The organism is Bacillus vallismortis, assembly GCF_004116955.1.
Taxonomy (GTDB): Bacteria; Bacillota; Bacilli; order Bacillales; family Bacillaceae; genus Bacillus; species Bacillus vallismortis.
Genome location: NZ_CP026362.1, coordinates 1,876,870 through 1,901,281 on the forward strand (window position 1 = coordinate 1,876,870; position 24,412 = coordinate 1,901,281).

The 24,412-nt window shown below is 44.3% G+C and carries 21 protein-coding genes, 1 pseudogene, 1 riboswitch and 1 other annotated feature; all 22 genes and pseudogenes read right to left on the bottom strand.

All coding sequences use genetic code 11. The annotated features are described in order from the left end of the window. Window positions 1-14: 14 nt before the first annotated feature. Complete coding sequence (pyrP, locus tag BV11031_RS10215; RefSeq protein WP_010327918.1) at window positions 15-1,322, bottom strand: uracil permease PyrP; 1,308 nt, start codon at window positions 1,320-1,322, stop codon at window positions 15-17. A gap of 174 nt (window positions 1,323-1,496) precedes the next feature. After that, window positions 1,497-2,042, bottom strand: a complete 546-nt coding sequence (gene pyrR, locus BV11031_RS10220) for a bifunctional pyrimidine operon transcriptional regulator/uracil phosphoribosyltransferase (protein ID WP_010327919.1) — start codon at window positions 2,040-2,042, stop codon at window positions 1,497-1,499. 182 nt (window positions 2,043-2,224) lie between these two features. Further along, entirely contained in the window at window positions 2,225-3,136 is a 912-nt protein-coding gene (locus BV11031_RS10225; protein ID WP_010327920.1) for an RluA family pseudouridine synthase, read from the bottom strand. Window position 3,137: 1 nt separating this feature from the next. Continuing rightward, window positions 3,138-3,602, bottom strand: coding sequence for a signal peptidase II (lspA, locus tag BV11031_RS10230; RefSeq protein ID WP_010327921.1), 465 nt, complete (start codon window positions 3,600-3,602; stop codon window positions 3,138-3,140). Window positions 3,603-3,704: 102 nt separating this feature from the next. Next, window positions 3,705-4,079, bottom strand: a complete 375-nt coding sequence (locus BV11031_RS10235) for a TraR/DksA family transcriptional regulator (protein WP_010327922.1) — start codon at window positions 4,077-4,079, stop codon at window positions 3,705-3,707. Window positions 4,080-4,223: 144 nt separating this feature from the next. Next, window positions 4,224-6,989 carry an isoleucine--tRNA ligase gene (ileS, locus tag BV11031_RS10240; protein ID WP_010327923.1) on the bottom strand — a complete coding sequence of 922 codons (2,766 nt, stop codon included), beginning with the start codon at window positions 6,987-6,989 and terminating at the stop codon, window positions 4,224-4,226. A 52-nt stretch (window positions 6,990-7,041) separates the two neighbouring features. After that, window positions 7,042-7,268, bottom strand: a binding site (T-box leader). 62 nt (window positions 7,269-7,330) lie between these two features. Then, window positions 7,331-7,825, bottom strand: a complete 495-nt coding sequence (gene divIVA / locus BV11031_RS10245) for a septum site-determining protein DivIVA (protein ID WP_003221468.1) — start codon at window positions 7,823-7,825, stop codon at window positions 7,331-7,333. Window positions 7,826-7,918: 93 nt separating this feature from the next. Then, window positions 7,919-8,692 (bottom strand): YlmH family RNA-binding protein, encoded by a 774-nt coding sequence (locus tag BV11031_RS10250; RefSeq protein ID WP_010327924.1) that lies wholly within the window; start codon window positions 8,690-8,692, stop codon window positions 7,919-7,921. Window positions 8,693-8,752: 60 nt separating this feature from the next. After that, entirely contained in the window at window positions 8,753-9,025 is a 273-nt protein-coding gene (locus BV11031_RS10255) for a YggT family protein (RefSeq protein ID WP_010327925.1), read from the bottom strand. A 6-nt stretch (window positions 9,026-9,031) separates the two neighbouring features. Then, on the bottom strand, window positions 9,032-9,487 hold the full coding sequence (sepF, locus tag BV11031_RS10260) for a cell division protein SepF (protein ID WP_010327926.1): 456 nt from the start codon (window positions 9,485-9,487) through the stop codon (window positions 9,032-9,034). Then, a complete protein-coding gene (locus BV11031_RS10265) occupies window positions 9,484-10,176 on the bottom strand; it encodes a YggS family pyridoxal phosphate-dependent enzyme (RefSeq protein ID WP_129550752.1) in 693 nt (230 codons plus the stop codon). Before BV11031_RS10265 ends, sepF begins: the two co-directional genes overlap by 4 nt. A 6-nt stretch (window positions 10,177-10,182) precedes the next feature. Then, window positions 10,183-11,018: pseudogene (gene pgeF / locus BV11031_RS10270) on the bottom strand (peptidoglycan editing factor PgeF). Between the two features lie 162 nt (window positions 11,019-11,180). Then, the gene (locus BV11031_RS10275; protein WP_003232153.1) at window positions 11,181-11,426 is read right to left on the bottom strand and encodes a YlmC/YmxH family sporulation protein; all 246 of its coding nucleotides are present in this window, start codon (window positions 11,424-11,426) and stop codon (window positions 11,181-11,183) included. Window positions 11,427-11,508: 82 nt separating this feature from the next. Then, window positions 11,509-12,789 (bottom strand): acetylornithine deacetylase, encoded by a 1,281-nt coding sequence (locus BV11031_RS10280; RefSeq protein ID WP_010328074.1) that lies wholly within the window; start codon window positions 12,787-12,789, stop codon window positions 11,509-11,511. Between the two features lie 84 nt (window positions 12,790-12,873). After that, window positions 12,874-12,976, bottom strand: a riboswitch (TPP riboswitch). A 12-nt stretch (window positions 12,977-12,988) separates the two neighbouring features. Continuing rightward, window positions 12,989-13,783: an ABC transporter ATP-binding protein gene (locus BV11031_RS10285; RefSeq protein ID WP_010328073.1), complete on the bottom strand. Its 795-nt coding sequence runs from the start codon at window positions 13,781-13,783 to the stop codon at window positions 12,989-12,991. Window positions 13,784-13,931: 148 nt separating this feature from the next. Continuing rightward, window positions 13,932-14,714, bottom strand: a complete 783-nt coding sequence (sigG, locus tag BV11031_RS10290) for an RNA polymerase sporulation sigma factor SigG (RefSeq protein WP_003221449.1) — start codon at window positions 14,712-14,714, stop codon at window positions 13,932-13,934. 140 nt (window positions 14,715-14,854) lie between these two features. Then, window positions 14,855-15,574 (bottom strand): RNA polymerase sporulation sigma factor SigE, encoded by a 720-nt coding sequence (gene sigE / locus BV11031_RS10295; RefSeq protein WP_003221446.1) that lies wholly within the window; start codon window positions 15,572-15,574, stop codon window positions 14,855-14,857. Window positions 15,575-15,636: 62 nt separating this feature from the next. Next, complete coding sequence (gene spoIIGA / locus BV11031_RS10300; protein ID WP_010328072.1) at window positions 15,637-16,566, bottom strand: sigma-E processing peptidase SpoIIGA; 930 nt, start codon at window positions 16,564-16,566, stop codon at window positions 15,637-15,639. Between the two features lie 188 nt (window positions 16,567-16,754). Next, window positions 16,755-21,059 (bottom strand): S8 family peptidase, encoded by a 4,305-nt coding sequence (locus BV11031_RS10305; protein WP_010328071.1) that lies wholly within the window; start codon window positions 21,057-21,059, stop codon window positions 16,755-16,757. 299 nt (window positions 21,060-21,358) lie between these two features. Continuing rightward, a complete protein-coding gene (ftsZ, locus tag BV11031_RS10310) occupies window positions 21,359-22,507 on the bottom strand; it encodes a cell division protein FtsZ (protein ID WP_010328070.1) in 1,149 nt (382 codons plus the stop codon). Between the two features lie 35 nt (window positions 22,508-22,542). Continuing rightward, window positions 22,543-23,865: a cell division protein FtsA gene (gene ftsA, locus BV11031_RS10315; RefSeq protein ID WP_010328069.1), complete on the bottom strand. Its 1,323-nt coding sequence runs from the start codon at window positions 23,863-23,865 to the stop codon at window positions 22,543-22,545. A gap of 174 nt (window positions 23,866-24,039) precedes the next feature. Further along, window positions 24,040-24,405, bottom strand: a complete 366-nt coding sequence (locus BV11031_RS10320; RefSeq protein ID WP_010328068.1) for a small basic family protein — start codon at window positions 24,403-24,405, stop codon at window positions 24,040-24,042. Between the last annotated feature and the right edge of the window lie 7 nt (window positions 24,406-24,412).

Here is a 24,412-nt window from a genome sequence, read left to right on the forward strand (position 1 = left end):
TTCATTAAAAGGTTTTAAATATGATGTTGTTCAGATGTATCCACCTGCTCTTCTTTCGCCTGCGGAAGAATCAGGTTTAAAATGACACCGACAATCGCAGCAAGCGCCATTCCTGATACTTGGAATCCTCCTTGAGACACTTGGATAAACGCGCCTCCTACACCAATCACAAGGATAACCGATGTGATAATGAGGTTTCTGTTGTTTTCATAATCAATTTTGTTGTCTATCAGCATTCTCAGACCGCTTGAAGCAATGATTCCGAACAGCAGGAAGGAGACGCCTCCCATGACCGCTGACGGCACTGAACTGATCAGCGCTGAGATTTTGCCGATAAAGCCGAAGCATAATGCAATTACTGCAGCGCCGCCGATGACAAAGACGCTGAATACTCTTGTAATGGCCAGCACGCCAATGTTTTCTCCGTAAGTCGTTGTCGGCGGACCGCCGATCAGGGAAGCCAGAATTGTCGCCACGCTGTCACCCATGATGGAGCGATGAAGCCCCGGCTTTTTAATGAAATCTTGTCCGACAACTTTGCTTAGCACCATTTGATGGCCGATATGCTCAGACATTGTCACAAACGCGACAGGAACCATGGCCGCTGCGATGCCGAGTGTTATTGACGGTGAATAGTCTTTGAACGGGATGATAAATTCAGGCACTGCAAACCATTTCGCGTCAAGCACCGGCTGGAAGTTGACAATCCCTTGTATAAGGGCAAATAGGTATCCGCCGATAATGCCAATCAGAACCGGTATCAGGCTTAAAAATCCTCGCAAGTAAATTGCGCATATAATCGTGATGGCCAGCGTAACCCCTGCGACACTAAAATGCTTTAAGCTGTAGACCAATTCACTCGCGTTCGGATCAGCGTACATCGCCATGTTTACCGCAGTGCTTGCCAGCCCCAGCCCGATGACGATAATAACAGGGCCTACGACTACAGGAGGGAGAACCTTCATCAGCCAGCCTGTTCCTAGCTGCCTGATCAATAAGGCAATCAGCCCATACACTAACCCCGCAAGAAACGCTCCGACCATGGCCGCTCCCGGCCCGCCGGTCGCTTTGACCAATATGATCGGAGAAATAAAAGCGAAGGATGAACCGAGATACGCAGGAATTTGCCCTTTCGTAATGAGAAGGTAAGCCAGTGTCCCGATGCCGCTTGTCACCAATGCCACTGCAGGACTCATTCCGACCAGCTTCGGAACCAAAATCGTTGAACCAAACATGGCAAACAAATGCTGCAGGCTGAATGAAACCCACGAGAAAGGTGTCGGGACATCCCTGACTCCTAAATTTACTTTTTTCTTACTCATGATGATTTTCCCCCTGATTGTTAACTTTATATTAGGATGACTCAATGACTGTATAAAAAAACCTCTTTGCTATTTTTACGCAAAGAGGCATACAAAGTCCTGCCGAATACGTTCGGGACTTTGTTTTTGTACCTCTTTGCAACCTCTCTGGATTGCCTTTAAAAAGGTGATCTATTATTCATTTTCATAAATGGCCACGAGATCGTTTTGATCTACCTCATGAAGCTGAACCATTACCTTTTCAGCCTTTGATGTCGGGATGTTTTTCCCGATATAATCCGCTCGGATCGGCAGCTCCCGGTGCCCTCTGTCCACAAGCACAGCCAGCTGAATGGAAGAAGGTCTGCCTACATCAACGAGTGCATCCATGCCTGCTCTGACCGTTCTTCCGGTATATAGGACATCATCAACAAGAATAACTTTTTGATCGTTGATGTCTACCGGAATATCTGCACCTTTCACAAGCGGCTCCTCGTTGCTCGTTTTTTTGGAAAGATCGTCTCTGTAAAGAGTAATATCAATTTCACCGACTGTTACAGGACTTCCTTCAATCTGCTCGATTCGTTCCGCAAGGCGTTTCGCCAAGTAAATTCCTCTTGTCTTGATCCCAACAAGAATGCAGTTATTCATTCCTTTATTGCGTTCGATCATTTCGTGAGCAATTCTGGTCAGCGCCCGTCTGATTGCTTGTTCGTCGAGAATGACAGCTTTTTGATTCAATGTGTGACACCTCACAGTTCATATAGAAGAAAAAACCCCTCTTGCCAGAGCATAGAGGGGTTTTAGGACAAGGTACGCGCCAACACACGCATCCCGTCTATCCATTATCCTTCTCAGCCTCTCTGGACTGTTTTAAAGAATCTATTCAGCTTCGTTTATTATTTCAGAAAAGAAACAGCCTGTCAACCGTTTTTTCTGAGGCTTTCGATTAATTCTGCCATATCGTCCGGAAGCGGCGCTTCAAATTCGACATATTCACCGGTGCGAGGATGATCAAAACCTAAAATGCCGGCGTGGAGGGCCTGGCCGTTAAAATCAATCGTTTTTCTTGGCCCGTATTTTGGATCGCCCGCTAATGGAAATCCGATATATTTCATATGCACACGAATTTGGTGCGTTCTTCCTGTTTCAAGCTGGCATTCCACCAGCGTAAAATCTTGAAAACGCTCAAGTACATGAAAATGAGTGACGGCGTTTTTGCCATCACGCGCTACAGTCATGCTTTGACGGTCTTTCTTGTCCCGGCCGATCGGCGCGTCAATAGTGCCGTCATCGTGAGAAATAAGCCCGTGGACAACCGCCGTATATTTACGCGTAACCGTTTTGTTGACCAATTGGTTCACGAGTGACTCATGCGCCATATCATTTTTCGCCACCATCAATAAGCCGGACGTGTCCTTATCGATTCTGTGAACAATCCCCGGACGCATCACGCCATTAATGCCGGAAAGATCCGTGCAATGAGCCATAAGGCCGTTTACAAGTGTCCCCGTAAGATGCCCGGGGGCTGGGTGAACAACCATTCCGCGAGGTTTATTGACGACCAGCACATCCTGGTCTTCATAATAAATATCAAGATCCATAGGTTCTGCCAGCACGTCGAGCGCTTCTGGCTCAGGTACAGTGACAGTCACCTGATCACCCGGCTGAATTTTATAATTGGATTTTACGGGGCTTCCGTTTACGACAATTTGTCCGTCTTTCACCCATTGCTGCACCTGGGTTCTCGACCAATCATTCTCAGTCGATGCCAGAAATTTATCAATCCGCTCACTTTTTTGTTCTTCTGAGGCGGTTATATCAATTTGATTCATGCTATTGCTCCTTTTTCTTTTTCCCGCTGTCCAACAGCATTTGTATAAATAAAAGCATGACGCCGACACATAGTGAAGAGTCCGCGATATTAAAAATCGGGTAATTGTAATCCACAATGATGACATGGATAAAATCCACAACTTCCTGTCTGAAGACCCTGTCGATGAAGTTGCCGATGGCACCGCCAAGCATAAGTCCGAGAGCTACGCCAAGAAGCCTTTGTCCTTTAGTATAACGCTGTATGTAATAAACAATGCCAATAATAACCGCGGTTGTAATGAGGTAGAAAAACCACATCTGACCGGCCAATATCCCCCATGCAGCACCCGTATTGCGATGGGAGGTGATATAGAATACCTGATCAATGATCGGAATGCTTTGTCCAAGCTCCATGTTCTTGACGACTAGCCATTTTGTCAATTGATCGGCTGCAATAATAAGAAGTGCAATGATATAATACAGCACAAACGTTCCTCCAGTTTACGGTTACTTTAATCCATTATGCATTTTATCAATAAAAAGCACCGGAGTAAAGATATATCAGGCATATAAACCAGACAGGCACTGTTATTCATACAGTGCCTGTCCATATTCGATATCCGTTGATTTCCACAGCGGAAGCGTTTTTTTTTCAAATTGGACAGAATAAATAAAATCGTTTGCTGTACGGGCTGTCGGCAGTACAGCAAGCTTTGAAAGAGGAATGGGAGTCCCAGATTCTTCACAATATCCGAATGTGCCGTTTTCGATTTTGGACAAAGCGAGAAGAACGTCTTGAAGCTCTTCTTTAATGTGATAGACCAGAGTTGCTTTTTGTTTATGATTGATTGCTGCTTGCGGGCTTGTTGAAGCCTGAAAGCAAGAATACTCAAATAATCTCGACTGTAATTCTTCTTTCATTAGAAGAAGTTCCGTATAAATTGCGGTCAGTTGATCATTCATTCATCACAACTCCTGCTCTTAACGTAATACCTATATTGTTGCCTGTGAATGATGATCTAAAGCCCATAAGATTTTTCCTGCCGTTCTAAACGATGTCACTCTTGGCACAAAAAAAGCCCGGCTTTTACGCCAGGCTATTTTTCATTAATTTTGATAGTATTTTTCAACGATTTCAGCGTTTCGCAATGAAAGTGTAGGATATTTCGGATTTGCCCCCACGTCTTTTGAAATCACTCGGGATCTTTCACACATTTCGCCTTCGGCTTTCTCGACAGCGATTTTACCTGTCGCGAAGCTTTGCGCATCGTTCGGCGCTTCATTTTCTTCGCTGATTGTCAGTTCAGAAACAATAAACAGCTGAGAAAGATTTTCTTTAATCGAAGCCAAGAGCTCTTGGTTTTCTTTGTTTGGATACAGTTTCAAGTTCGCTTCCAATGATTTACCGATAATTTTTTCATTCCGGGCAGTTTCTAACGCTTTTAGCACATCGTCACGGAAAGTCAAAAAGCGGTCAAATTTATCTTCTGTCATTTCGCTGTTTGGAACCGCGATTGTTTCCGGCATATCTGTCAGCTGAACGCTCTGCTCTTCAACAAATGCTAAATGAGCCCATAATTCGTCAGCGGTATGAGGAAGGATAGGCGCTGAAAGCTTCACTAATGCTAGAAGCGTTTCATAGAATACCGTCTGCATGCTGCGTCTGTCCGGATGATCCGCATGCTCGATGTAGACAATATCTTTTGCGAAATCAAGATAGAATGAGCTCAATTCGATTGTGCAGAAATTATGGATGCTGTGGTACACAACTGCAAATTCATACTCATCATACGCTTTTTTCACTTTGTCAATCAATTTGTTCAGCTTAATCAGCATATACTGATCCACTTCGCGAAGATCTTCGACAGCCACCGCATTCGTTTTTGGATCAAAGTCGAATAGGTTGCCGTGAAGGAAACGGAACGTATTGCGGATTTTACGGTATACTTCAGCAACCTGCTTTAGGATTGCGTCTGACACGCGAACATCCGCCTGATAATCAACTGAAGACACCCATAATCTCAAGATATCGGCACCAAGCTGTTTCATAACTTTAGCTGGAACAACGACGTTACCGATTGATTTACTCATCTTGCGCCCTTCTCCATCCAGTGCGAAACCATGGCTGAGCACACCTTTATATGGCGCCTTTCCTGTTACGGCTACCGCTGTAGAAAGAGATGAGTTAAACCAGCCGCGATATTGGTCAGATCCTTCAAGGTATAAATCAGCCGGTCGAACGAGGTCTTCACGCTCTTCAAGCACCGCTTGATGGGAAGAGCCTGAATCAAACCAAACATCCATGATGTCCTGTTCTTTTGTGAACGTGCCGTTCGGGCTGCCAGGATGCGTAAAGCCTTCCGGAAGAAGATCCTTCGCTTCTTTTTCAAACCAGATGTTTGATCCGTGCTGTCTGAACAATTCAGAAACATGTTCAATGGTTTCATCTGTAATAATCGGTTCTCCGTTTTCAGCATAGAAAACCGGAATCGGCACACCCCACGCACGCTGTCTGGAAATACACCAGTCTCCGCGGTCACGAACCATGTTGTGCAAACGCTGCTCGCCCCATTCAGGGACCCATTTGGTTTCTTTAATGGCATCCAGCAGGTCTGATCTGAAATCTTTAATTGAAGCAAACCATTGCGCTGTCGCTCTGAAAATGGTTGGTTTTTTTGTTCTCCAATCGTGCGGATAAGAGTGGGTAATGAATTCAAGCTTCACAAGCGCGCCTTTTTCATCAAGCTGCTGTGTGATCGCTTTGTTCGCATCATCATAGAACATGCCTTCAAAGCCTGGCGCTTCGCTTGTCATGACACCTTTTGCATCAACCGGACATAGTACATCCAGACCGTATTTTTGGCCGATGATAAAGTCATCTTCCCCGTGTCCCGGCGCAGTATGAACACAGCCTGTTCCGGCATCAGTTGTTACGTGTTCGCCAAGCATTACAAGAGAGTCTCTGCCATATAGCGGGTGTTCGGCGACAATGTTCTCAAGGTCTTTCCCTTTGATCGTTCTTGTCACTTCATACTGATCAAACCCACATGCAGACGCCACATTTTCGACTAAAGCACTTGCTACAACAAAACGGTCTTCTCCTACTGCAATCACGCTGTACTCAAGGTCAGGATGCACCGAAATTCCGAGGTTCGCCGGAATTGTCCAAGGCGTTGTTGTCCAAATGATGATGCGCTCGCCGCTGTCCAGAACGCCTTTTCCGTCTTTCACACCGAAAGCAACGTAAATAGATGCAGAGCGTTTGTCTTGATATTCGATCTCGGCTTCAGCCAACGCAGACTCACTTGAAGGTGACCAGTTAACCGGTTTAAGACCTTTATAAATGTAGCCTCGTTTTGCCATCTCACCAAAAACGCGGATTTGCTGCGCTTCGTATTCCGGTTTTAATGTCACATATGGGTTTTCCCAATCACCGCGGACACCAAGGCGCTTGAACTGCTCACGCTGGCCCTCGATTTGCTTCCAAGCGTACTCTTCGCACAGTTTGCGGAATTCCGCTACAGACATTTCTTTGCGGTTGACTTTTTTGTTTTTTGTAAGGGCTGTTTCAATCGGCAACCCGTGTGTATCCCAGCCCGGTACATACGGCGCGTTGTAGCCGCTCATTGATTTGTAGCGGACAATAAAGTCCTTTAAAATCTTGTTAAGCGCGTGGCCCATATGGATATCGCCGTTTGCATACGGAGGTCCGTCATGTAAAACAAATTTCGGGCGGTCTTTCGTCCGTTCTTGCACAAGACGGTAGATATCCTCTTCTTCCCATTTCTTTTGCATATCAGGCTCACGATTTGGCAAATTTCCTCGCATCGGGAAATCTGTTTTCGGCATTAAGAGCGTGTCTTTAAAATCCATTTTCATTCCTCCACTGCATTTTTTCAGAAAATAAAAAAAGCCCTCTCATCCCATAAGGGACGAGAAAGCTTATCTCGCGGTACCACCCTTTTAGAAAAAGCAAACAGGCGCTTTTTCCTCTCGAGCATCGTAACGTGATGAGCGTCCTAACCTACTGATAGTTCAGAAAGGAAACTTAAGGGCTGATCTACATGATTCCGGCCATCCCGGACTCTCACCATCTCCGGGTCGCTATGAAAGCCTGAAGGAAACATGACTGTCCCTTTCAACCGTCTTTTCATCTGAATTTATGAACGTATTATATTCGACAAGCTAAGAACATGTCAAGGCAATCAGAGAATTTATTCCTTTTCCTCAAATACTGCGTCGACTTCATACTCAAGCAGATGATCCCAATCGTCATTTTTCAGAAGATCGAGCTGAGCTTCAATCAGCATTTGGAAACGTGTTCTGAATACTTTAGACTGTTTTTTCAGCTCTTCAATTTCCATGGCGATTTTTCTTGATTTTGATAAAGATTCGTTAATAATGCGATCAGCGTTTTTCTCCGCTTCCCGAACGATCAGCTTTGCTTCTTTTTGAGAATTGCGTTTTACGTCTTCAGCCGCCTCTTGAGCAACTAAAATCGATTTATTCAGCGTTTCTTCAATATTGGCAAAGTGTCCGATTCTTTCATCAAGTTCATTGACTTTCGCTTCCAGCTCCGTTTTCTTACGGAGAACAATTTCGTAATCTTTTCTGACTTGCGCTAGGAATTCATTTACTTCATCTTCATCATATCCGCGAAAGCTTTTTGTAAACGTCTTGTTGTGAATATCATTTGGCGTTAATGGCATGATGCCACCTCCATTTTTACATTTCAGTACGGTTATCTAGTTCACATTATAAAACAAATTTTGCACAGATGGAGAAAAAAACTGAAAAACCGACTATTTTTGTCGTTCAAACGTTACTCTCCATTTGTCTTTTTTGGTTTTTCCTTCGATTTTTGTTAAGCTGCAGCGGCCAAAGCCTCTGATAGACAGCATGTCCCCTTCTGCCACTATGTATGAAGGATCTTCAACTACCTTCCAGTTCACTTTCACGAGGCCGTTTTTTACAAGCGTCTGTGATTTCTGGCGGGATTGTCTGCTCATAGAGGCGCAGACGGCGTCAAGCCTTAAAGAAGAAACCGTGTCATCTCTTATTTCGACATCAACTGCTGGAATGTTAAGGTCTGACAAGTCAATTTTCTCAAGGCTGACCGCCGCTTTCCCTGCTTGGGTCAGCTGTGCCGCCACAAAATCAGCGGTATCGGCTGAGACAATCAATTGCACTGCCGTCTCAGAAAACACGATATCACCAAATTTTTGCCGCTTTAAGCCTATGCCCATCAATGCACCAAGCAGAGCACGGTGATCTACTGAGACAAATTTTTCAGCGTACCGGACGTGAAACGCCTGCAATTCAAAATCCGACTCTTCCGGAGTGATGTACTCTGGATACAGGATCGCCCGTTTTCGCTCCGCTCTGTCATAGCCGCCGAAAAAAGCAAGTCCAACATCGGCCTGTCCCGTAACAGCAGAGAGGATGACCTGCTCTCGAGGGTCTAAAAAGTCGGTCAGCTTCATTCTGTACTGTTCCTGGACAATTCTTTTCCATTCGAGCGCCTGGTCTATAAAGGCCCGCTCGTCTTTTCTGAAGTGCTGATAGATATCGCTCATCGTCTTTCCCTTCTATGTAAAGAGGCTTGGCTGCTGCCAAGCCCCTATCAAACTGTCACTTTAAAACGCAATCATGCGATAAAGCCCCCACAAGCCGGTTGTCGCAAACCGAAGCACAAGAATAGCCACAATCGGTGAAATATCGAGCATTCCGATTGGCGGGATGATTTTTCTGAATGGTTCGAGATACGGTTCACAAATCTGGGCTAAAAACCGCCCGACCGCTGTTTCTCTTGTACTCGGCACCCATGACATAAAAATATATATGATCAGGGCAAATGAGTATATTGTAATTAATAAGCTTAAAACCGAAAAAACTTGATAAAGGATCATCTCGCTTTACCACCTCTGATGTTCGTCTTCAGATATGAGCTCAGAAATTGTGCCTGATACGTCTACGTTGTCAGGCGTGCAGAGAAAAATATCAGAGCCGATCCTTTGAATATCGCCGCCGATGGCATAAACGGTTCCGCTTAGAAAGTCAACAATTCGCTTAGCCTGGTCATGCTGGATCCGCTGAAGATTGACGACAACTGCCCGCCGGTTTTTCAAATGGTCTGCTATTTCCTGCGCCTCCGCATAAACGCGCGGCTCACTCAACACCACTTTAGAGGATTTCTGAACACTTTGCAAGCTCACTACATTCTGTTTGCCCGCAGGTTTTTGGGCAGCGTAAGCCGGCTTTTCTTTTTGCTCCTGCTCCCCGTCAGATTCCCGCTCTGTCTCAATATATTCATATTCGTATTCTTCATCTTCCATTGAGAAAAAGTTTTTCAGTTTATTTTTCATACTCATTGCTGTACACCCCCTGTTTCATTTCCGACTAACGATGAGCCGATTCTAATATAAGTAGCCCCTTCTTCAATTGCAATTTCAAAATCATTTGACATGCCCATCGACAGTTCTGTACACGGAGCGTTCGGCTGTTTTAGCTCCTGAACCTGGTCACGGAGTTCTCTCAGCGCTTTGAAACAGCTTCTGATCTGATCTTGATCATCAGTCAGCGGAGCCATTGTCATCAGTCCGGCCACAACGATATGGCTAAAACCGGAAAGCTCCTGTATGAATGGAATGACTTCCTCTTTTTTTATGCCGTGTTTAGAAGGCTCAAGAGAGGTATTGACCTGCACAAAGCACTTGACAGTACCTTCAGCCCGTTTTTCAATTTCTTTCGCTAATGAGAGCCGGTCTAAGGAATGGATATAAGAAACCGCATTGACAACGGCTTTTGCTTTTCTTGATTGCAGACTGCCGATAAAATGCCATTCCGGATTCCCTTTTATGATTTCCTGTTTGCGGAGCAGTTCCGCGTCCCGGTTCTCTCCGAGGCAGGTGATGCCCGCATCCACTGCCTCCTGTGCTCTTTCAGGCGATACATATTTCGTGACTGCAATAACCGTAACTTCATCGGAGCTGCGGCCCGATCTGTTACATGCTTCGTTTATTCGTTCGTTTATATGTCGTAAATGATCAACAACACGCAAGATCTTTTATGCCTCCTTCATTCCGATAAAGGACATCATCCGTCCAGTTTTCCCCTGATCGCGGCGGTGTGAATAGAAAAGAGACGGCTCACTTTCCGTGCATAAACCGCTGACAGAGATCTGTTCATTTGCCAAACCGCTGTCGATCAGTATGAGGCGGTTCAGTTCTTTCAAGTCAAGCTGATATTGTCCCTGTCCCGTCTGATTTACGGCACGTTCTGCCGAAACCGGCAATGCGCGGACAGCATTCATGACTCGATCGTCTACCGTATAGCATGCTCCGCTGATAGACGGTCCAATCACAGCATAAATATCTGAGGGATTTGAACCTTCCTGTTCGGCCCATTGCTTCACCATTTCTCTGCCAATCTGTTTGACAGTGCCTTTCCACCCGGCATGGGCAACCCCGACAAGCGATGTAACCGGATCATAAAAGAAAAGAGGCACACAATCAGCAAAGCATAATGCCAAAAATACATTCTTTTCATTTGTATAGAGCCCGTCTGTTGCTTTTAAAGCTGTCTGATACTCACGGGCGCCTTTTCCCCTATCACTGTGCGTCACTTTTTGGACGCGATTATCGTGTGTCTGATCAGCAAATACCCAAGACTGCAAATCAATATTAAACATATCGGCAATATATTCACGATTTTTAACTACATCTGCATCTTTGTCATGAACGTGCAATCCTGTATTTAACGATTCAAAAGGCTTCTGGCTGACACCGCCGTTTTTCGTTGTAAACCCGGCGATGACTTCTCTGTCGTTTTGAATCGCTTGTGTCCAGTCTTGTATCATGAGTGTCGAGGTGTGGTAAGACTGAATGGGTGATATGTATTCATGGTGATCCAACCTTTCGACAAACATTAAAAAAAGCGGAATTTCCCACTTATTTTACCACATCTTTCTGCATTCGTTGAGCGCCGATTTGCATATTTCTAAATGAAATGTGCCGAAAGAATCTAGGCTTCCGGCATTTGCCAATCAACGGCATACAAAACAGGTTATGCATGCGGCTCACTTAATCGGACCAAGATCACATCTTCCCCGATTTTTACTATATTTCGCCATGGAATGACCAATTCCTCTTCTTTTCCAAAAAATCCGAGAACTTTCCCATTTCCCCCCAGTATGATTGCCTGAATTTTGCCTGTGGTCACATTGATATCGATATCGCCAATGCTCCCCAGCTTTTTTCCGTTTGAGACATTAACGACATCCTTCACCTGAAATTCAGAAATGCTGATCATTCCATCACGTCCTTTTTCCGTCCTTTTTTCAAGTATATGAACGGGCGGGCTGAACCTTGTCAGCAAGAAGAAATTTTCGTAGTTACTGTTCTTTTTTACCGCTGCACCACCTGATGATAAAATCAAGCATGATTTTTGTGTAATCTATCAGCTGCTCAATCGATACCTCCTCGTTCACAGAGTGTGCATTGTGCAGATCACCAGGACCGTAGATTACGCTTGGTATGCCGGCATTATACAGCCACCCCCCGTCTGTAACGGATTGAGAAACGTCCATAACCGGACGCTCCCGTTTCACCTCCTCATGAGACGCCGTAAGCGCTAAGACGCCTGGGTGGTATGGGTCAACTTCCAGTGCCGGGAAAATTTCTCCTCTGTCTTCAATCATAGAAGAGCCTCCCCACTTAAAAACAGGGCGGTTTTCCCTCAGCCAAATATCACTGTCACTCAGGCGGTTGATGTAATCTTCTATTTCCTCTGCCACTTGTTCATGGGTTTCATTTGGGTAAAAATGGACTGTGATCCATAGCCGGCACTCGTCCGCTATAAAAGCCGCATGTCTGCCGCCTTCTATGACAGCCGGGTTAATCGTATTTGTGCCTGGTGTAAAACCGGGATAACTTTTCATAATGGACCAGTGGCGTTCTAGTTCACCGAGCCCCGCAATGATTTTTGCCATTTTTTCAATTGCGCTTGCTCCGAATGTTCCCCCGCCTGCGTGAATCATATTCCGCCTCGTCGCATCATGAAACGTTTGACTGCTTTTGATTTCAATCCAGCCTGTAATGACTCCGCCTTGGCCTTGTATATGCATATCACTCGTATCCGCCACAACTGCAAAATCAGCATGATAGCCCCTTTTGCAGCATTCAAGCGTGCCGGCTTCTCCAACTTCCTCCCCGATCACCGATTGCAGAATCAAGTCACCGGGAAGTTCAATACCGGCTTCACGAATCAATTTCACCGCAAACAGCACACACGCCATTCCGCCTTTCATATCAGAAGCGCCTCGCCCGATTAAGAGACCGTTTTTTTCAATTGGGTGAAATGGATCATCCTCCCACTCCTCATCCTCTTTTACCTCTGCCACATCTACATGGCCATTGATGATCAAGCTATGATAATCTGCTGAATCTGTTCCCTTTAGCAAGCCTACAACATTGGGGTCTCCCGGGTACACGTCCCATTTGTCGATCAAGAATCCATTTTTCTTTAAAAATTCTGCAACCCATGACTGAATGCCGGCTGTATTTCTTGCAGGCGGAGCAGGTGTTTTATAGGAAATCAGCGTTTTTGCTAGCTGAATAAGCTCCTCCTTTTGACCTTCCGCTCTTTTTATCAGAGAGTCTATTTGTGGCTTCATGTCATCCGCTCCTTTTTTAAAAATCAAAAAGCCGTTTCACATGTATGAAACGGCTTCATCAAAATAAACAGAGTCCTATGTACTCCGAATTTTTCACCGCTTCCCTCCGCTGGCATGATCCAGATCAGGTCAAAAGGGTTGAGACCTATGTCTCTCTCAGCTTCGAAAAGCACCCCTAGGATGAATCAATATGAGTTTGTCAGGCATTCGTGATCGGCTCGGCTCTTGTTAAATACGGCCGGCCCTGATTCCATAATACATGGATTGGCGTATCAAAAAAAGCGGAAAGTATATGATCAGTAAGCATTCCCTTCATTTCTCCCGATTGAAAGACCTCTCCCTGTTTTAATAAAAGGGCTTTGTCAAAGACCGGCAAAATTTCTTCCGCATGATGAGTCACGTAAAGGATCGATGGCGCATTTTCTTTACTTGCAATGTATGTAATCGTATCTAACAGCTTTTCCCGGGCAATAAAATCCAGCCCTGTCACTGGTTCGTCCAGTATCAACAGCTCAGGATCGGCCATTAGCGCTCTTGCAATCAAAGCTCTTTGTTTTTCTCCTTGAGAAAGCGTCTCATAACGGCGGTCCGCATATTCAATTGCCCCCAAGTCCTCTAACAAACCGATCGCTTTTTCCCTGATTTGCGCACTTGGCGTTTCATATAATCCAATTGAAGCGTAAGCTCCGCTCAAAGCAATTTCAAATGCTGAATCTGCCGGATAAAATTTTTGCTGAAGTGCCGCTGAGACGAGGCCGATTTTCCGTCTAAGCTTCTCCCCAAGCTCCGTTTTGCCAAATTCATGGCCAAGCACCTGCATCTCGCCTGATGTTGGAAAATAATAAGAGCAAAGCATATTTAACAGCGCGGTCTTGCCGGCTCCATTCAGCCCGTAAAGCACCCAATTTTCCTTTTTTTCCACCTTCCAATGAATATTTTTCAGTATCCATTTTCCATTTCGTTTTAGTGAGACATTGTCAAGCTGCAAAATCATCGTGGTCCCCCTCTTTACTGCCTTTGATAATTATTTAAATTTTCATAAAACTTTGTACAGACTAGGATACCTTATTTTTTCCAAGACGTAAACCACGTGCAATCAATAGAAAAGCCTTTAAAACAAAAACTGTTTTAAAGGCTTTTCATTATTGGTGAATATTCTTATTCATTTGTTTGATAGCCGCTTTTTCAAGCCTGGACACCTGAGCTTGGGAAATCCCGATTTCCTCGGCTACTTCCATTTGTGTTTTCCCTTGGAAGAACCGCTTTCTCAAAATCATTTTTTCCCTATCATTCAGCCTTCTCATGCCCTCTTTTAAAGCTAGCTCTTCAATCCATTGTGAATCTTTATTGCGCTCATCACTAATTTGGTCCATTACATAGATCGGATCTCCGCCATCGTTATAGATCGGCTCAAATAGAGAAACCGGGTCCTGGATAGCATCGAGCGCAAATACGATTTCCTCATGCGGTACTTCAAGAACTTTTGCGATGTCTTCTGCAGTCGGCTCCTTGCTTGTCTCACTGATTAACCGCTCTCTTACCTGAAGTGCCTTGTAAGCGATATCCCGGAGTGATCTTGAAACACGAATCGGGTTATTATCGCGTAAATACCTGCGGATTTCTCCGATAATCATAGGTACAGCGTATGTTGAAAACTTAACATTGTGGCTTAGGTCAAAATTATCAATGGATTTCATTAGTCCGATGCAGCCGACCTGAAATAAGTCATCAACATACTCTCCTCTGTTATTAAATCTTTGAATGACACTTAAGACAAGACGCAAGTTCCCGTTTACAAGTTTTTCTCTCGCTGAATCATCGCCTTCATCCTGCAGCTGCCTAAACAGCTTTCTCATCTCTTCATTCTTGAGTACTGGTAATTTGGAGGTATCCACCCCGCAGATTTCGACTTTATTTCTCGACACTTTTTTCCCTCCCTACAGGAGCTGCTGTACAACGTTAAGTATCTCCTTGGGTGGGAAAAATATGCACTGCACGGAGACCGAAAAACAGTCGAATCCAGGAAATCCCTGTAAAATCAAGGGGTTCCAAACCACAAAAATTTTTACACCATTTTGTTGAACTCTTTTCTCAGCCTTTTTATAATTCTTTTCTCCAGACGCGAAATATAGGACTGAGAAATTCCCATCATATCCGCTACATCCTTTTGGGTCTTTTCTTCTTCACCGACAAGCCCAAACCGCAGCTCCATGATTTGCTTTTCCCTCTCATTAAGCTGTTCAAGCGCTTTTTTCAAAAGCTTTTTATCTACATTTGCTTCTATGTCTTTTGTGATAATGTCATCGTCAGTGCCGAGCACATCAGAAAGCAAAAGCTCATTGCCGTCCCAATCAATATTTAGCGGCTCATCAAAGGAAACCTCTGATCGGATTTTGTTGTTTCTTCTTAAATACATGAGGATTTCATTTTCTATACAGCGTGAGGCATAGGTCGCCAGCTTGATTTTCTTTTCTGGATTGAATGTATTCACAGCTTTGATTAATCCGATGGTGCCGATGCTGATTAAATCCTCTATATTAATTCCCGTATTTTCGAATTTACGGGCGATATAGACGACGAGGCGCAAATTGCGTTCAATCAAAATGGCGCGAGCCGCCTGATCGCCGTTTGGGAGCTTCATTAACAGAACCTGTTCCTCATCTTTAGATAATGGAGGCGGCAGGGCTTCACTCCCGCCTATGTAATAGACTTCATCACTTTTCAGCCCAAGTTTCATCAGCAGCTTATACCAGAGGTGCGTCAATCGCAATTTCAGTTTTTTCATCTTCCTCTCCCTTCTAAATGTCACGTCTTTTGAGTATGATAAGTAACGGACATTTGCGAACATTATGAAACGTGTTTGATGGCCTTGCCCGAAAGCATTTTCGGATGAATAATGGCGTCGAACTCTCCATCTGCTGATAGCTTTGTTGTGCTGATTCCGATTAAGCATTTATCCGCAGAAATCATTTCTTCTTTTGTCATAATTGTTACGTGATCCGGTTTAACGCATAATAAAAATTGATTTTGCTGACCTACTCCCCTATATGGAATCAGCCTCAGTTTATCTAAAAAGCGAAACGAATCATCGAGCTGTTGGGTGGCTTCCAATGGATCTGTGTTGCGAATGATCATTGTTTCGGCTGCTCCGAAAATCGATTCCAGTTTATCAATGTGAATAATCATGACCGGCGTTTTAGTAAGCGGATCGTACAACTGATTACCAGAATCAACCAGTCCTCTGGCATGAAGCGTTTGGCCGCCTAAATCCGCCTGAATGCTGACTCGTTCCTCATACTGAATGTTTTTTGTATCAATATCTTCAATTCTTCTCTTAGAAAAAAACCACAATGCTGGAAAGCCAGCAACAATAAACAACCAGCTGATCGGGTCTCCAAACCCAGTTTGATTGGTGATCATGACACCGTTTCGAACAACGGAATTGGTCTGCAGCAAAGAATGGGCACCGATAATTCCTCCCCCCATTAAAAAAGTGGCAAAATAAAAGGAAAACAAATTTTGAAAGAAATAACGAAATCTTTTAAAGCCAAATGTCACCATCACAATAACAACTGAAAAAGCCAGCTTACCGGCCGGGTGTTCAACAATTGGCGAAAAAGGAGTAAACACCAACACGACAATACTTGAACCGATGAACGCTCCGCCTATCACTCTTCTTTTTTTCACATGCCGTTTTAAAATAAATGCCGTGAGCAAAAGCAAAAGCGCATCAAAACAAAAGTTTAACAGCCAAATGACATCTAAATAGATTTTCACATCTGACTCCTTTCTTGCATCACGCTGCTCCCCTTCTTGTTTCATAGTATAAATCAAGCTCTGTGGGAAAGTCTGTCAGTTAATGTTGAGAGGAAAATACAATTTTTCAGAGATATCTGCTTAATTTGTCGAGGGAATATATGAGAGTATAGATAAAAAAGCTGCCGTTGACCGGCAGCTTTTTACTCTTAATTTTCAGTATTGATATAGAGTTTTCCATTCGCTGTTTTTCTTGCTTCATTTCCATAATCATCACGTACAATCACTTCTACTTTTGCTCCGTTAGCTTTAATAGAAGAAGTAGCTGTCCAATAGCCTTCATATCTCCCCGGAGAGATTTCTCTTAACGGGAGCTCTGTGGCGTTTTGCACACTCGCTCTTGCATTTGTCAGCGGCATACGAATGACAAACGTTGCATCCAAATCTTCAGCGCTTGAGAATGCGATTTTTACAGATTCACCGGCTTTTAAGATTTTGTCCTCTCCCGGAATCAAACCGGAGATGACAGGCTTGTCAAAGTTGACATCGATGACAGCCTTTTTCGTTGTTTTGTTGCCTGCTAAGTCTGTAGCAATCACCTTGATTTCATTGCTTCCATTCTCTAAAAGAATACGGGCTGAGTATGAACCATCAGTTACCGTTGCTTTTTTGCCATTCACCTTGACATCTTTCAGATTGTCATCGGATACAGACCCTTTGACAGTCAGCGCTTCTTTGTTTGTTTTCTCGCCATTCTTTGGATTGTCCAGCGTTAATTCAGGCTTGTTTTGGTCAAGGGTAATTGTCACGGGGCTGGAAGCATCCGTAGTCCCTTTGTCTGTTGATGCAGTGGCCGTCAGCTCATTTTCACCCTCGCTGAGTGAGACGCTTGCCTGGAACGTGCCATCAGCAGAAGCTTTTGTTTCTCCTGCTTCTTGCTCTCCATTATAAAGGTGTACCGTTGTTCCCGGAGAGGCTTTTCCTTTTACGGTGACGCTCTCCTTATTTGTGTATGATTTGTCTGCCGGTGAAGTGATCTCAGGTACAGCCGCTTCATAATCAACCAATGCGCGGATCATATAGTTGCCGTCGGCTTCATCACCCGGCAGCCATTCCCCGTCTATATATTGCCAGTTGCGGCCCGAATTCTGACCGGTTTCATCCATTGCCAGTCCTGGTGAATATGGATCTGGTTTCGATTGGATGTATACGAGATAAAAATCTTTATCGACCATAATCCCTTTTGAACTGAGATCAACCTTAGTCCATTCGCCATTGCGAAGGGCTTCAGCATTAAATGGCCCGGCAATTTTCTTGCCCGGTGCTCCGTCTTCTCCTGTAGCATCGTAAACCTCAACCTTAAACTCTGTCCCTCCAGGATCAGGGAACTCTGTATCCCAGAATCTGAACAGCCCTCCTGTAAGCATGCCTTTGTCCTTGCCGTCAGCCAGCGTCATTTTGACCGCCCATCCGTTACCGGCTGCAAAATAGGAATTGGCATTCTCCGCCGTCCCGTCATCATATGCAATCTCACCCGGATAACCGACGAAAGGCTTTAGTACAGTTTCTTTCGTAACATCGCCTTTTAAATCAACGGTAAATTCATCGCTATAGTAACCCGCTGCAGCGATTCTAATCGTATAGGAGCCTTCATAGGCCTCAAGCGCATATTCACCTTTGTCGTTTGTCGTAGCAGGTTCTACCGCAGCATCCTCCACAACATAAACGGAGGCTCCTTTTACCGGCTCTCCTGTCGTTTTATTAATGACTGTGCCTTTTAAGGTGCCTTTCTTCAATTCTTCTAACGTAAAGTTAGCCTGTGTCGTCTGATCTGCCTGCAGAGAAACCTTTTGCGATTTCGATTGATAGCCGTATGCTTCTGCCATAAGCGTATAGTCTCCCGCTTTGTGCGTCAGCGTAAACTGCCCTGTGGATTGATCAGAATATGTTGATTTTCCCGTTTCTGCAACACTGACTTGCGCCCTGAGCGGCAAAACTTGAGGCTGTATCGCTTTGCTCTGAGCCTTTACCGCTTGGTTAGCAGATGGCTTAGCTTTTTTCGGATTCACCGTCTTTTTCTTTTGCTTTCCAGGCGATTTTTTTTCAACACCCAGTTTATTCTTTTTGACTGTTTTTCCGGCTGATTTGTCAGAAAGCACTACATCATCAATATACCAGCCCTCTTTTGCAATGCTATCATCGGATTGAAGGTTAAACATGACTTGAATATTTTGACCTTTATAAGCGGATAAATCAATTTCTTCATCCATCCAGCTTGATGTTTTTCCATTATAAACACGAGCCTGCTCCCAATTCTTTTCACCTTCAGGCAAAACAAAAACGTAGCCATAATCAAAATCATCCTCTACATTGTGCCAGCTTTTAAATTGGAGATACAGGTTTCCGTCATCCGGCACTTTAATAGGAGGCATCATGAGATTCATATTTGCTGAGTTGGCGTAGTTTCCTGCCAGATTTGTTCCATATACTTTTTCTCCCGAAGCTGCTGTAGCTGGGCCTACTGACGGAACTCCCCATTCCCAGCTGTTATTTGTTCCGCTTGACATCCAGCCTCCGGGTTCAGTTTCAAAGTCTTGCTTATAGCCCGTTGTGATGCTTGGTTTCACTATAACATCGTATATATCAGATTCAACGCTATGGCCGCCAAAATCCTGAATCATCCACTTATAGCTTAGGGCAGTTCCTTTTACGTTCGGGATCACCGCCTGATACGTTCCTTTCAGGTGATCTCCGCTGATTCGTTTAGCCGTTACTTCTGTCCACTCCCCTTGATCAAGCTTATAGGACAGTTTGACAGATGTCACACTTACATTGTCTTCAGCTACCAAAGTCAGCGGCAGGTTCGCGCCTTCATAGGCTTCTGTTGCTTTCTCATGCTGATAGACAGGGGGCTCTTGATCGTCTCCCTCTACAGAAACCTGTCCCTCTGCTTTTCCTAAACCATCTGTAACAGCTGACACAGCATCAAAAGCGTTCACCAAACCATGGCCGTATCCGTTATTCGGAGAATCGGGAAATGTTGAATCCGTCAACGGTTCAGCCGTGCTCGTTAATATATCCTCCATCTGATCAACAGAAAGTGAGGCATCCGCCTGTTTCAGCAATGCAGCAACAGCGGACACATGCGGTCCTGCCATTGATGTGCCGTCCCATCCGTCCTCATATGTCTGGCCAGGAACGGAAGACCGGATATTTACACCCGGGGCAGAAATTTCTGGTTTTATTTCGTCATATGGAGATGGTCCTTGAAGAGAAAAGTCAGCAAGCTTTTTGTTAATATCAGTCGCTCCCGTTGCAAACGATTCCGGATAGTTTGCCGGATTTGCAATAGAACCGGGACCGCCCGGAATAAAGATATCAGTATTTCCTGCTGAAAACTCAGGGAAAATATCGGCCGCACGCCAAGCATTGACCATGTCTCTGTACCATTCGTCAAGTCCTGAGCCTCCACCCCATGAATTATTGACAACATCAGGAGCCATTTCCGGATGAGGATTGCCCTCTGCGTCCTTTGGAGCTAAAACCCATTCACCTGCATCCAAAATGTCAGCATCAGTGCCGCCATCTTCGGAGAACGCTTTAACAGCAATCCATTTTGCGCCTGGGGCTACACCGATTTGATTTGTACCATCGGGTTCAGATCCCACCATCGTTCCTGTCACGTGAGTTCCATGAGCCAAATCATCGTAAGGGCTTGCTTCGCCCGTTACGGCATCATACCAGTTCATTTCATGATCAGGCTCATCAGGATTTTCTGGATGATATCCGCGATATTTCTCTTTTAATGCCGGATGGTTCCATTCCACGCCTGTATCAATGGACGCGACAACCGTACCAGTTCCATCGTATCCAAGCGCCCAAGCTTTCGGGGCGTCGATTTGGTCTATATTCCATTCCACACCGTCAGTTGCTTTGACAGCTTTTTGCGCTTTTTTCATATTAAATGGAGAAGATGACCTAAACAGCTGCCGTTTCTCATTTGGAAGCACCTTTTCCACTTCAGGGAACTGCGCTACTTTTTCCATCACTTCTTTTGAGGCATGAACAGCGATCCCATTCACTACATAATAAGAGTGAATTTGGTCTGCATTTCCCTTATTTTTCTGGCTGTTCAAGTATGTTAAGACATCTCTCTGGGATTCATCGGCTGTGACTTTTAAAGATGACACAACGGCAGAACGCTTTTGATATTCCGTCTTAGCGGCAGTCAGCTTCTTCGATTTCGCTTTTTTAACAGCCGCTTTTGCCGCTTTTTCTGTGTTAGCTTTGTCTTTAAATTTAATCAAAAAGGTTGTTTTTTCTTTCTTTTTAAAGCTTTTCTTTAATGAACTCGAGATCTTGTTTTGAATGGATTCAGCAGATTGAAGCTCCTGTTTAACAGAAGTTGAGGCACCTTTGCTGCTTGCCCCGGCTGCACCCGGAAACAGCAGTGAACCAATGACAACCGTACTTAAAACAGAGCTAATGAGTCTGTTTTTCGTTTGTTTCCTCATTTTTATCCCCCTTTTTCAACATGCTTTGCCAAAAAAAATGTCGTCCCTCCTTTTCCAAATGAATGGTTTGTCAGAACATCGCTGTACGTTAACTGTAGACAATTCACATTACAGATATTGTCGTTTTATGTCACTTTATTTCCATATATATGAAAATGATAAAATTGTCATGATATCCGAATGAGTCTTATAGTCTGCTTGGCGGCGATATGAAGGAATATATAGGAGAAAGGTCTTTAATAAGGAGAAAAGGTTGAAAAACAAAAAGGACAAAATCGAAAACGATTTTGCCCTTTCTATTAGCCGCGTTTATTGCGGTTTCTTAAGAATGTCGGGATATCAAGAGTATCATCAGCCGGCTGTGAGGTCTGACGGCTTACTGTGTTTTGTTGCTGAGGTTCCTCACGTTTCTGCTCACGCTTTGGAGCACTTTGATTATGTGTTTTAATGCTTTGGTTTAAACTTGGACGCTGAGGTTTTGTCACGTCCTTCTCTTGTTCAATGAAACCAGTCGCAATCACTGTCACCACAATCTCGTCTTTTAGATTTTCGTTAATAACAGAACCGAAAATCATATTTACGTCTTGATCAGACGCCGAAGCGACAATGTCTGCAGCTTCCTGAACTTCATACAAACTGAGATTTGTTCCCCCAGTGATGTTCATAAGGACGCCTTGCGCGCCGTCAATAGCCGCTTCAAGCAGCGGGCTGGAGATTGCTTTCTTCGCTGCCTCTGCCGCGCGGTTTTCTCCAGTCGCAATCCCGATACCCATCAAAGCAGATCCTTTGTTTGACATGATTGTTTTCACGTCAGCAAAGTCAAGGTTGATGAGACCAGGTGTAGCAATCAAGTCTGAAATACCTTGAACCCCTTGACGGAGGACGTTATCCGCTTCACGGAATGCTTCAAGCATCGGCGTGTTTTTATCAACAATTTCAAGGATTCGGTCGTTCGGGATCACGATCAGTGTATCCACCGCTTCTTTCATTGCTGTAATTCCGCCTGCAGCTTGAAGCTGTCTTTTGCGTCCTTCAAATGTGAACGGTCTTGTGACGACTCCGACTGTTAAAGCGCCTAAATCTTTCGCGATTTGTGCGATTACCGGTGCGGCACCTGTTCCTGTTCCGCCCCCCATACCAGCTGTCACGAATACCATGTCAGCGCCTTTTAACGCTTCTTCAATCTGCTCTTTGCTTTCTTCAGCAGCTTTTTTTCCGACTTCCGGATTCGCACCTGCTCCTAATCCTCTAGTCAGCTTTGCGCCGATTTGCATTTTCACTTCTGCTTTTGACAGGTTAAGAGCTTGAGCATCGGTATTCACCGCGATATACTCTACTCCTTGCACTTCATTTTCAATCATTCGGTTAACGGCGTTGTTACCGCCGCCTCCTACTCCGATTACTTTAATTGATGCTAAGCCGTCTATGTTTGTTTCGAACTCCAACATGCTAAATCCTCCTAATCTGCCGAATGACTATCTATCTATTCCCAAAACATGCTTAATAGTTTTTTCATTTTGCTCTGTTTATTATGTTCGGCTTGTGTTTTTTGTTTTCCTTTTGGCAGCTGCTGCATCTCACTCTGGTGATGATGCTGCTCTTGTTCCTCAATTGAAGAGACTGCGATTTCCTGTATCGCTTCTTCAGGCATCTTGAAGCCTATTTTTCTGCCTTGGATTCTTGCATTTCGGCAGGCGAATTGAATCAGGCCCACTCCCGTCATGTATTGAGGGTCTCTTACACCGATATAATTCGGGCTTGCCACCCTGACATTGTTTTGCAAAACATCCTGTGCCAATGACATGACACCCGGCATTGCTGCTTGTCCCCCTGTCAGCACGAAGCCTCCCGGCAGATCGGTAATTCCCATACTGCGAAGCTCTTCTGAAACAATTTCAAGAATTTCTTCAACTCTTGCTTCAATGATATTCGCTGCTTCCTGCTGTGTAAATGTTTGTTTTTGATTGGTGCCGATAACGGTTACCTCAAATACTTCATCTTCCGAAGCTTCGTCATAGTAGGCATGTCCAAATTGCTTTTTCACGCGTTCTGCTTCTTCTGTTGACGTCCTCAGTCCGATGGAGATATCTTTGGTGATATTTTCGCCTCCGAGTGGAATGACACGGGTAGAAGTGAGATGTCCATTCTCGAATACGGCAATGGTTGTTGACCCTCCCCCTATATCAATGAGAGCCACACCAAGATTTTTCTCGTCCTTTGACAATGCAGCAGAACCGGCTGCCAGCGGCTGAAGGCAAATATCAGTGATTTCAACACCGGCTCTTTCAACGCAGCGTAGCAAGTTATGTAAAATTGTTTTTGAACCGGTGATCAAGGTGCCCTCTACTTCTAAACGCACACCCAGCATTTTTTTCGGGTCGGTGATTTCATCTCTTCCATCTACGATAAACTGCTTAGGAATGACGTCCACAATCAGCTGTTCGTGCGGTACTGAAACAACCTGTGCCGCCTCCATCACTCGGCGCACATCTTCAACCTGAATTTCTTTATTTTCACTGGAAACTGCTACAACACCGTTTGTATCTTGAATATTGATATAATTTCCATTAACGCCGACAATAGCTTTTCTAAGCGGAAAACCTACCATTCTTTCAGCTTGGTCAAACGCTTTTCTAATAGAATGAACGGTTTCATCTATATCAACGATTGAGCCTTTTTTCAACCCTTCAGACGGCACATTTCCCACACCGATAATATTTAGGGAATCATCTGTCATTTCTCCGACGATCACTTTTGTATTGGACGTACCGATGTCAAGACTGACGTAAAGTTCATTGTTGTTCATTCTATGGCACCTCCTCACATTTCGATCATTTCTATTCTATTATTTGCGGAACAACAATACAATGAATGTGGCTTTACAAGTGTGTAACAAAAAATAACAACGGAATATTCCTTATGTGCTTTTCACATTTTATGTTTATTGAAAATATTCGTTATATCCTATGTATATCCTCTTTTATATCACATTTTTTTTATTTTTTTTAGAAAGAGTCCACTTTGTTAGTAGATTTCTTCTGATCACGGCAATATTCTGAAATAATCTGACACCAAATGCGAATATACCTGCTAAATACAAGTCTACACCAAGATGGACTCCCAGAAAAGCTAAACTTATTGCCAATATAATATTAAAAAAGAAACCGGAAACAAATACCATTTCATTATATGTACCTTGTAAATGCGCCCTGATTCCGCCGATTAATGTATCAAGTGCGGCAAGCACCGCAAGCGATAAATAGTTCGAGTATTCACTCGGGATCGTTAAGTTTGTCATCAGTCCAATCGCAATTCCGAGCACCAGCCCCAGCACGGGCAGCCACATGACGGTT

Bases quoted from the DNA above. Each gene is read 5' to 3' on its own strand.
- pyrP (WP_010327918.1), bottom strand. From the start codon at position 1,322: ATGAGTAAGAAAAAAGTAAATTTAGGAGTCAGGGATGTCCCGACACCT.
- BV11031_RS10225 (WP_010327920.1), bottom strand. From the start codon at position 3,136: ATGAATCAAATTGATATAACCGCCTCAGAAGAACAAAAAAGTGAGCGG.
- BV11031_RS10235 (WP_010327922.1), bottom strand. From the start codon at position 4,079: ATGAATGATCAACTGACCGCAATTTATACGGAACTTCTTCTAATGAAA.
- ileS (WP_010327923.1), bottom strand. From the start codon at position 6,989: ATGGATTTTAAAGACACGCTCTTAATGCCGAAAACAGATTTCCCGATG.
- divIVA (WP_003221468.1), bottom strand. From the start codon at position 7,825: ATGCCATTAACGCCAAATGATATTCACAACAAGACGTTTACAAAAAGC.
- BV11031_RS10250 (WP_010327924.1), bottom strand. From the start codon at position 8,692: ATGAGCGATATCTATCAGCACTTCAGAAAAGACGAGCGGGCCTTTATA.
- BV11031_RS10255 (WP_010327925.1), bottom strand. From the start codon at position 9,025: ATGATCCTTTATCAAGTTTTTTCGGTTTTAAGCTTATTAATTACAATA.
- sepF (WP_010327926.1), bottom strand. From the start codon at position 9,487: ATGAGTATGAAAAATAAACTGAAAAACTTTTTCTCAATGGAAGATGAA.
- BV11031_RS10275 (WP_003232153.1), bottom strand. From the start codon at position 11,426: ATGATCAGCATTTCTGAATTTCAGGTGAAGGATGTCGTTAATGTCTCA.
- BV11031_RS10280 (WP_010328074.1), bottom strand. From the start codon at position 12,789: ATGAAGCCACAAATAGACTCTCTGATAAAAAGAGCGGAAGGTCAAAAG.
- BV11031_RS10285 (WP_010328073.1), bottom strand. From the start codon at position 13,783: ATGATTTTGCAGCTTGACAATGTCTCACTAAAACGAAATGGAAAATGG.
- sigE (WP_003221446.1), bottom strand. From the start codon at position 15,574: ATGAAAAAACTGAAATTGCGATTGACGCACCTCTGGTATAAGCTGCTG.
- BV11031_RS10305 (WP_010328071.1), bottom strand. From the start codon at position 21,059: ATGAGGAAACAAACGAAAAACAGACTCATTAGCTCTGTTTTAAGTACG.
- ftsZ (WP_010328070.1), bottom strand. From the start codon at position 22,507: ATGTTGGAGTTCGAAACAAACATAGACGGCTTAGCATCAATTAAAGTA.
- ftsA (WP_010328069.1), bottom strand. From the start codon at position 23,865: ATGAACAACAATGAACTTTACGTCAGTCTTGACATCGGTACGTCCAAT.
- BV11031_RS10320 (WP_010328068.1), bottom strand. From the start codon at position 24,405: ATGTGGCTGCCCGTGCTGGGGCTGGTGCTCGGAATTGCGATTGGACTG.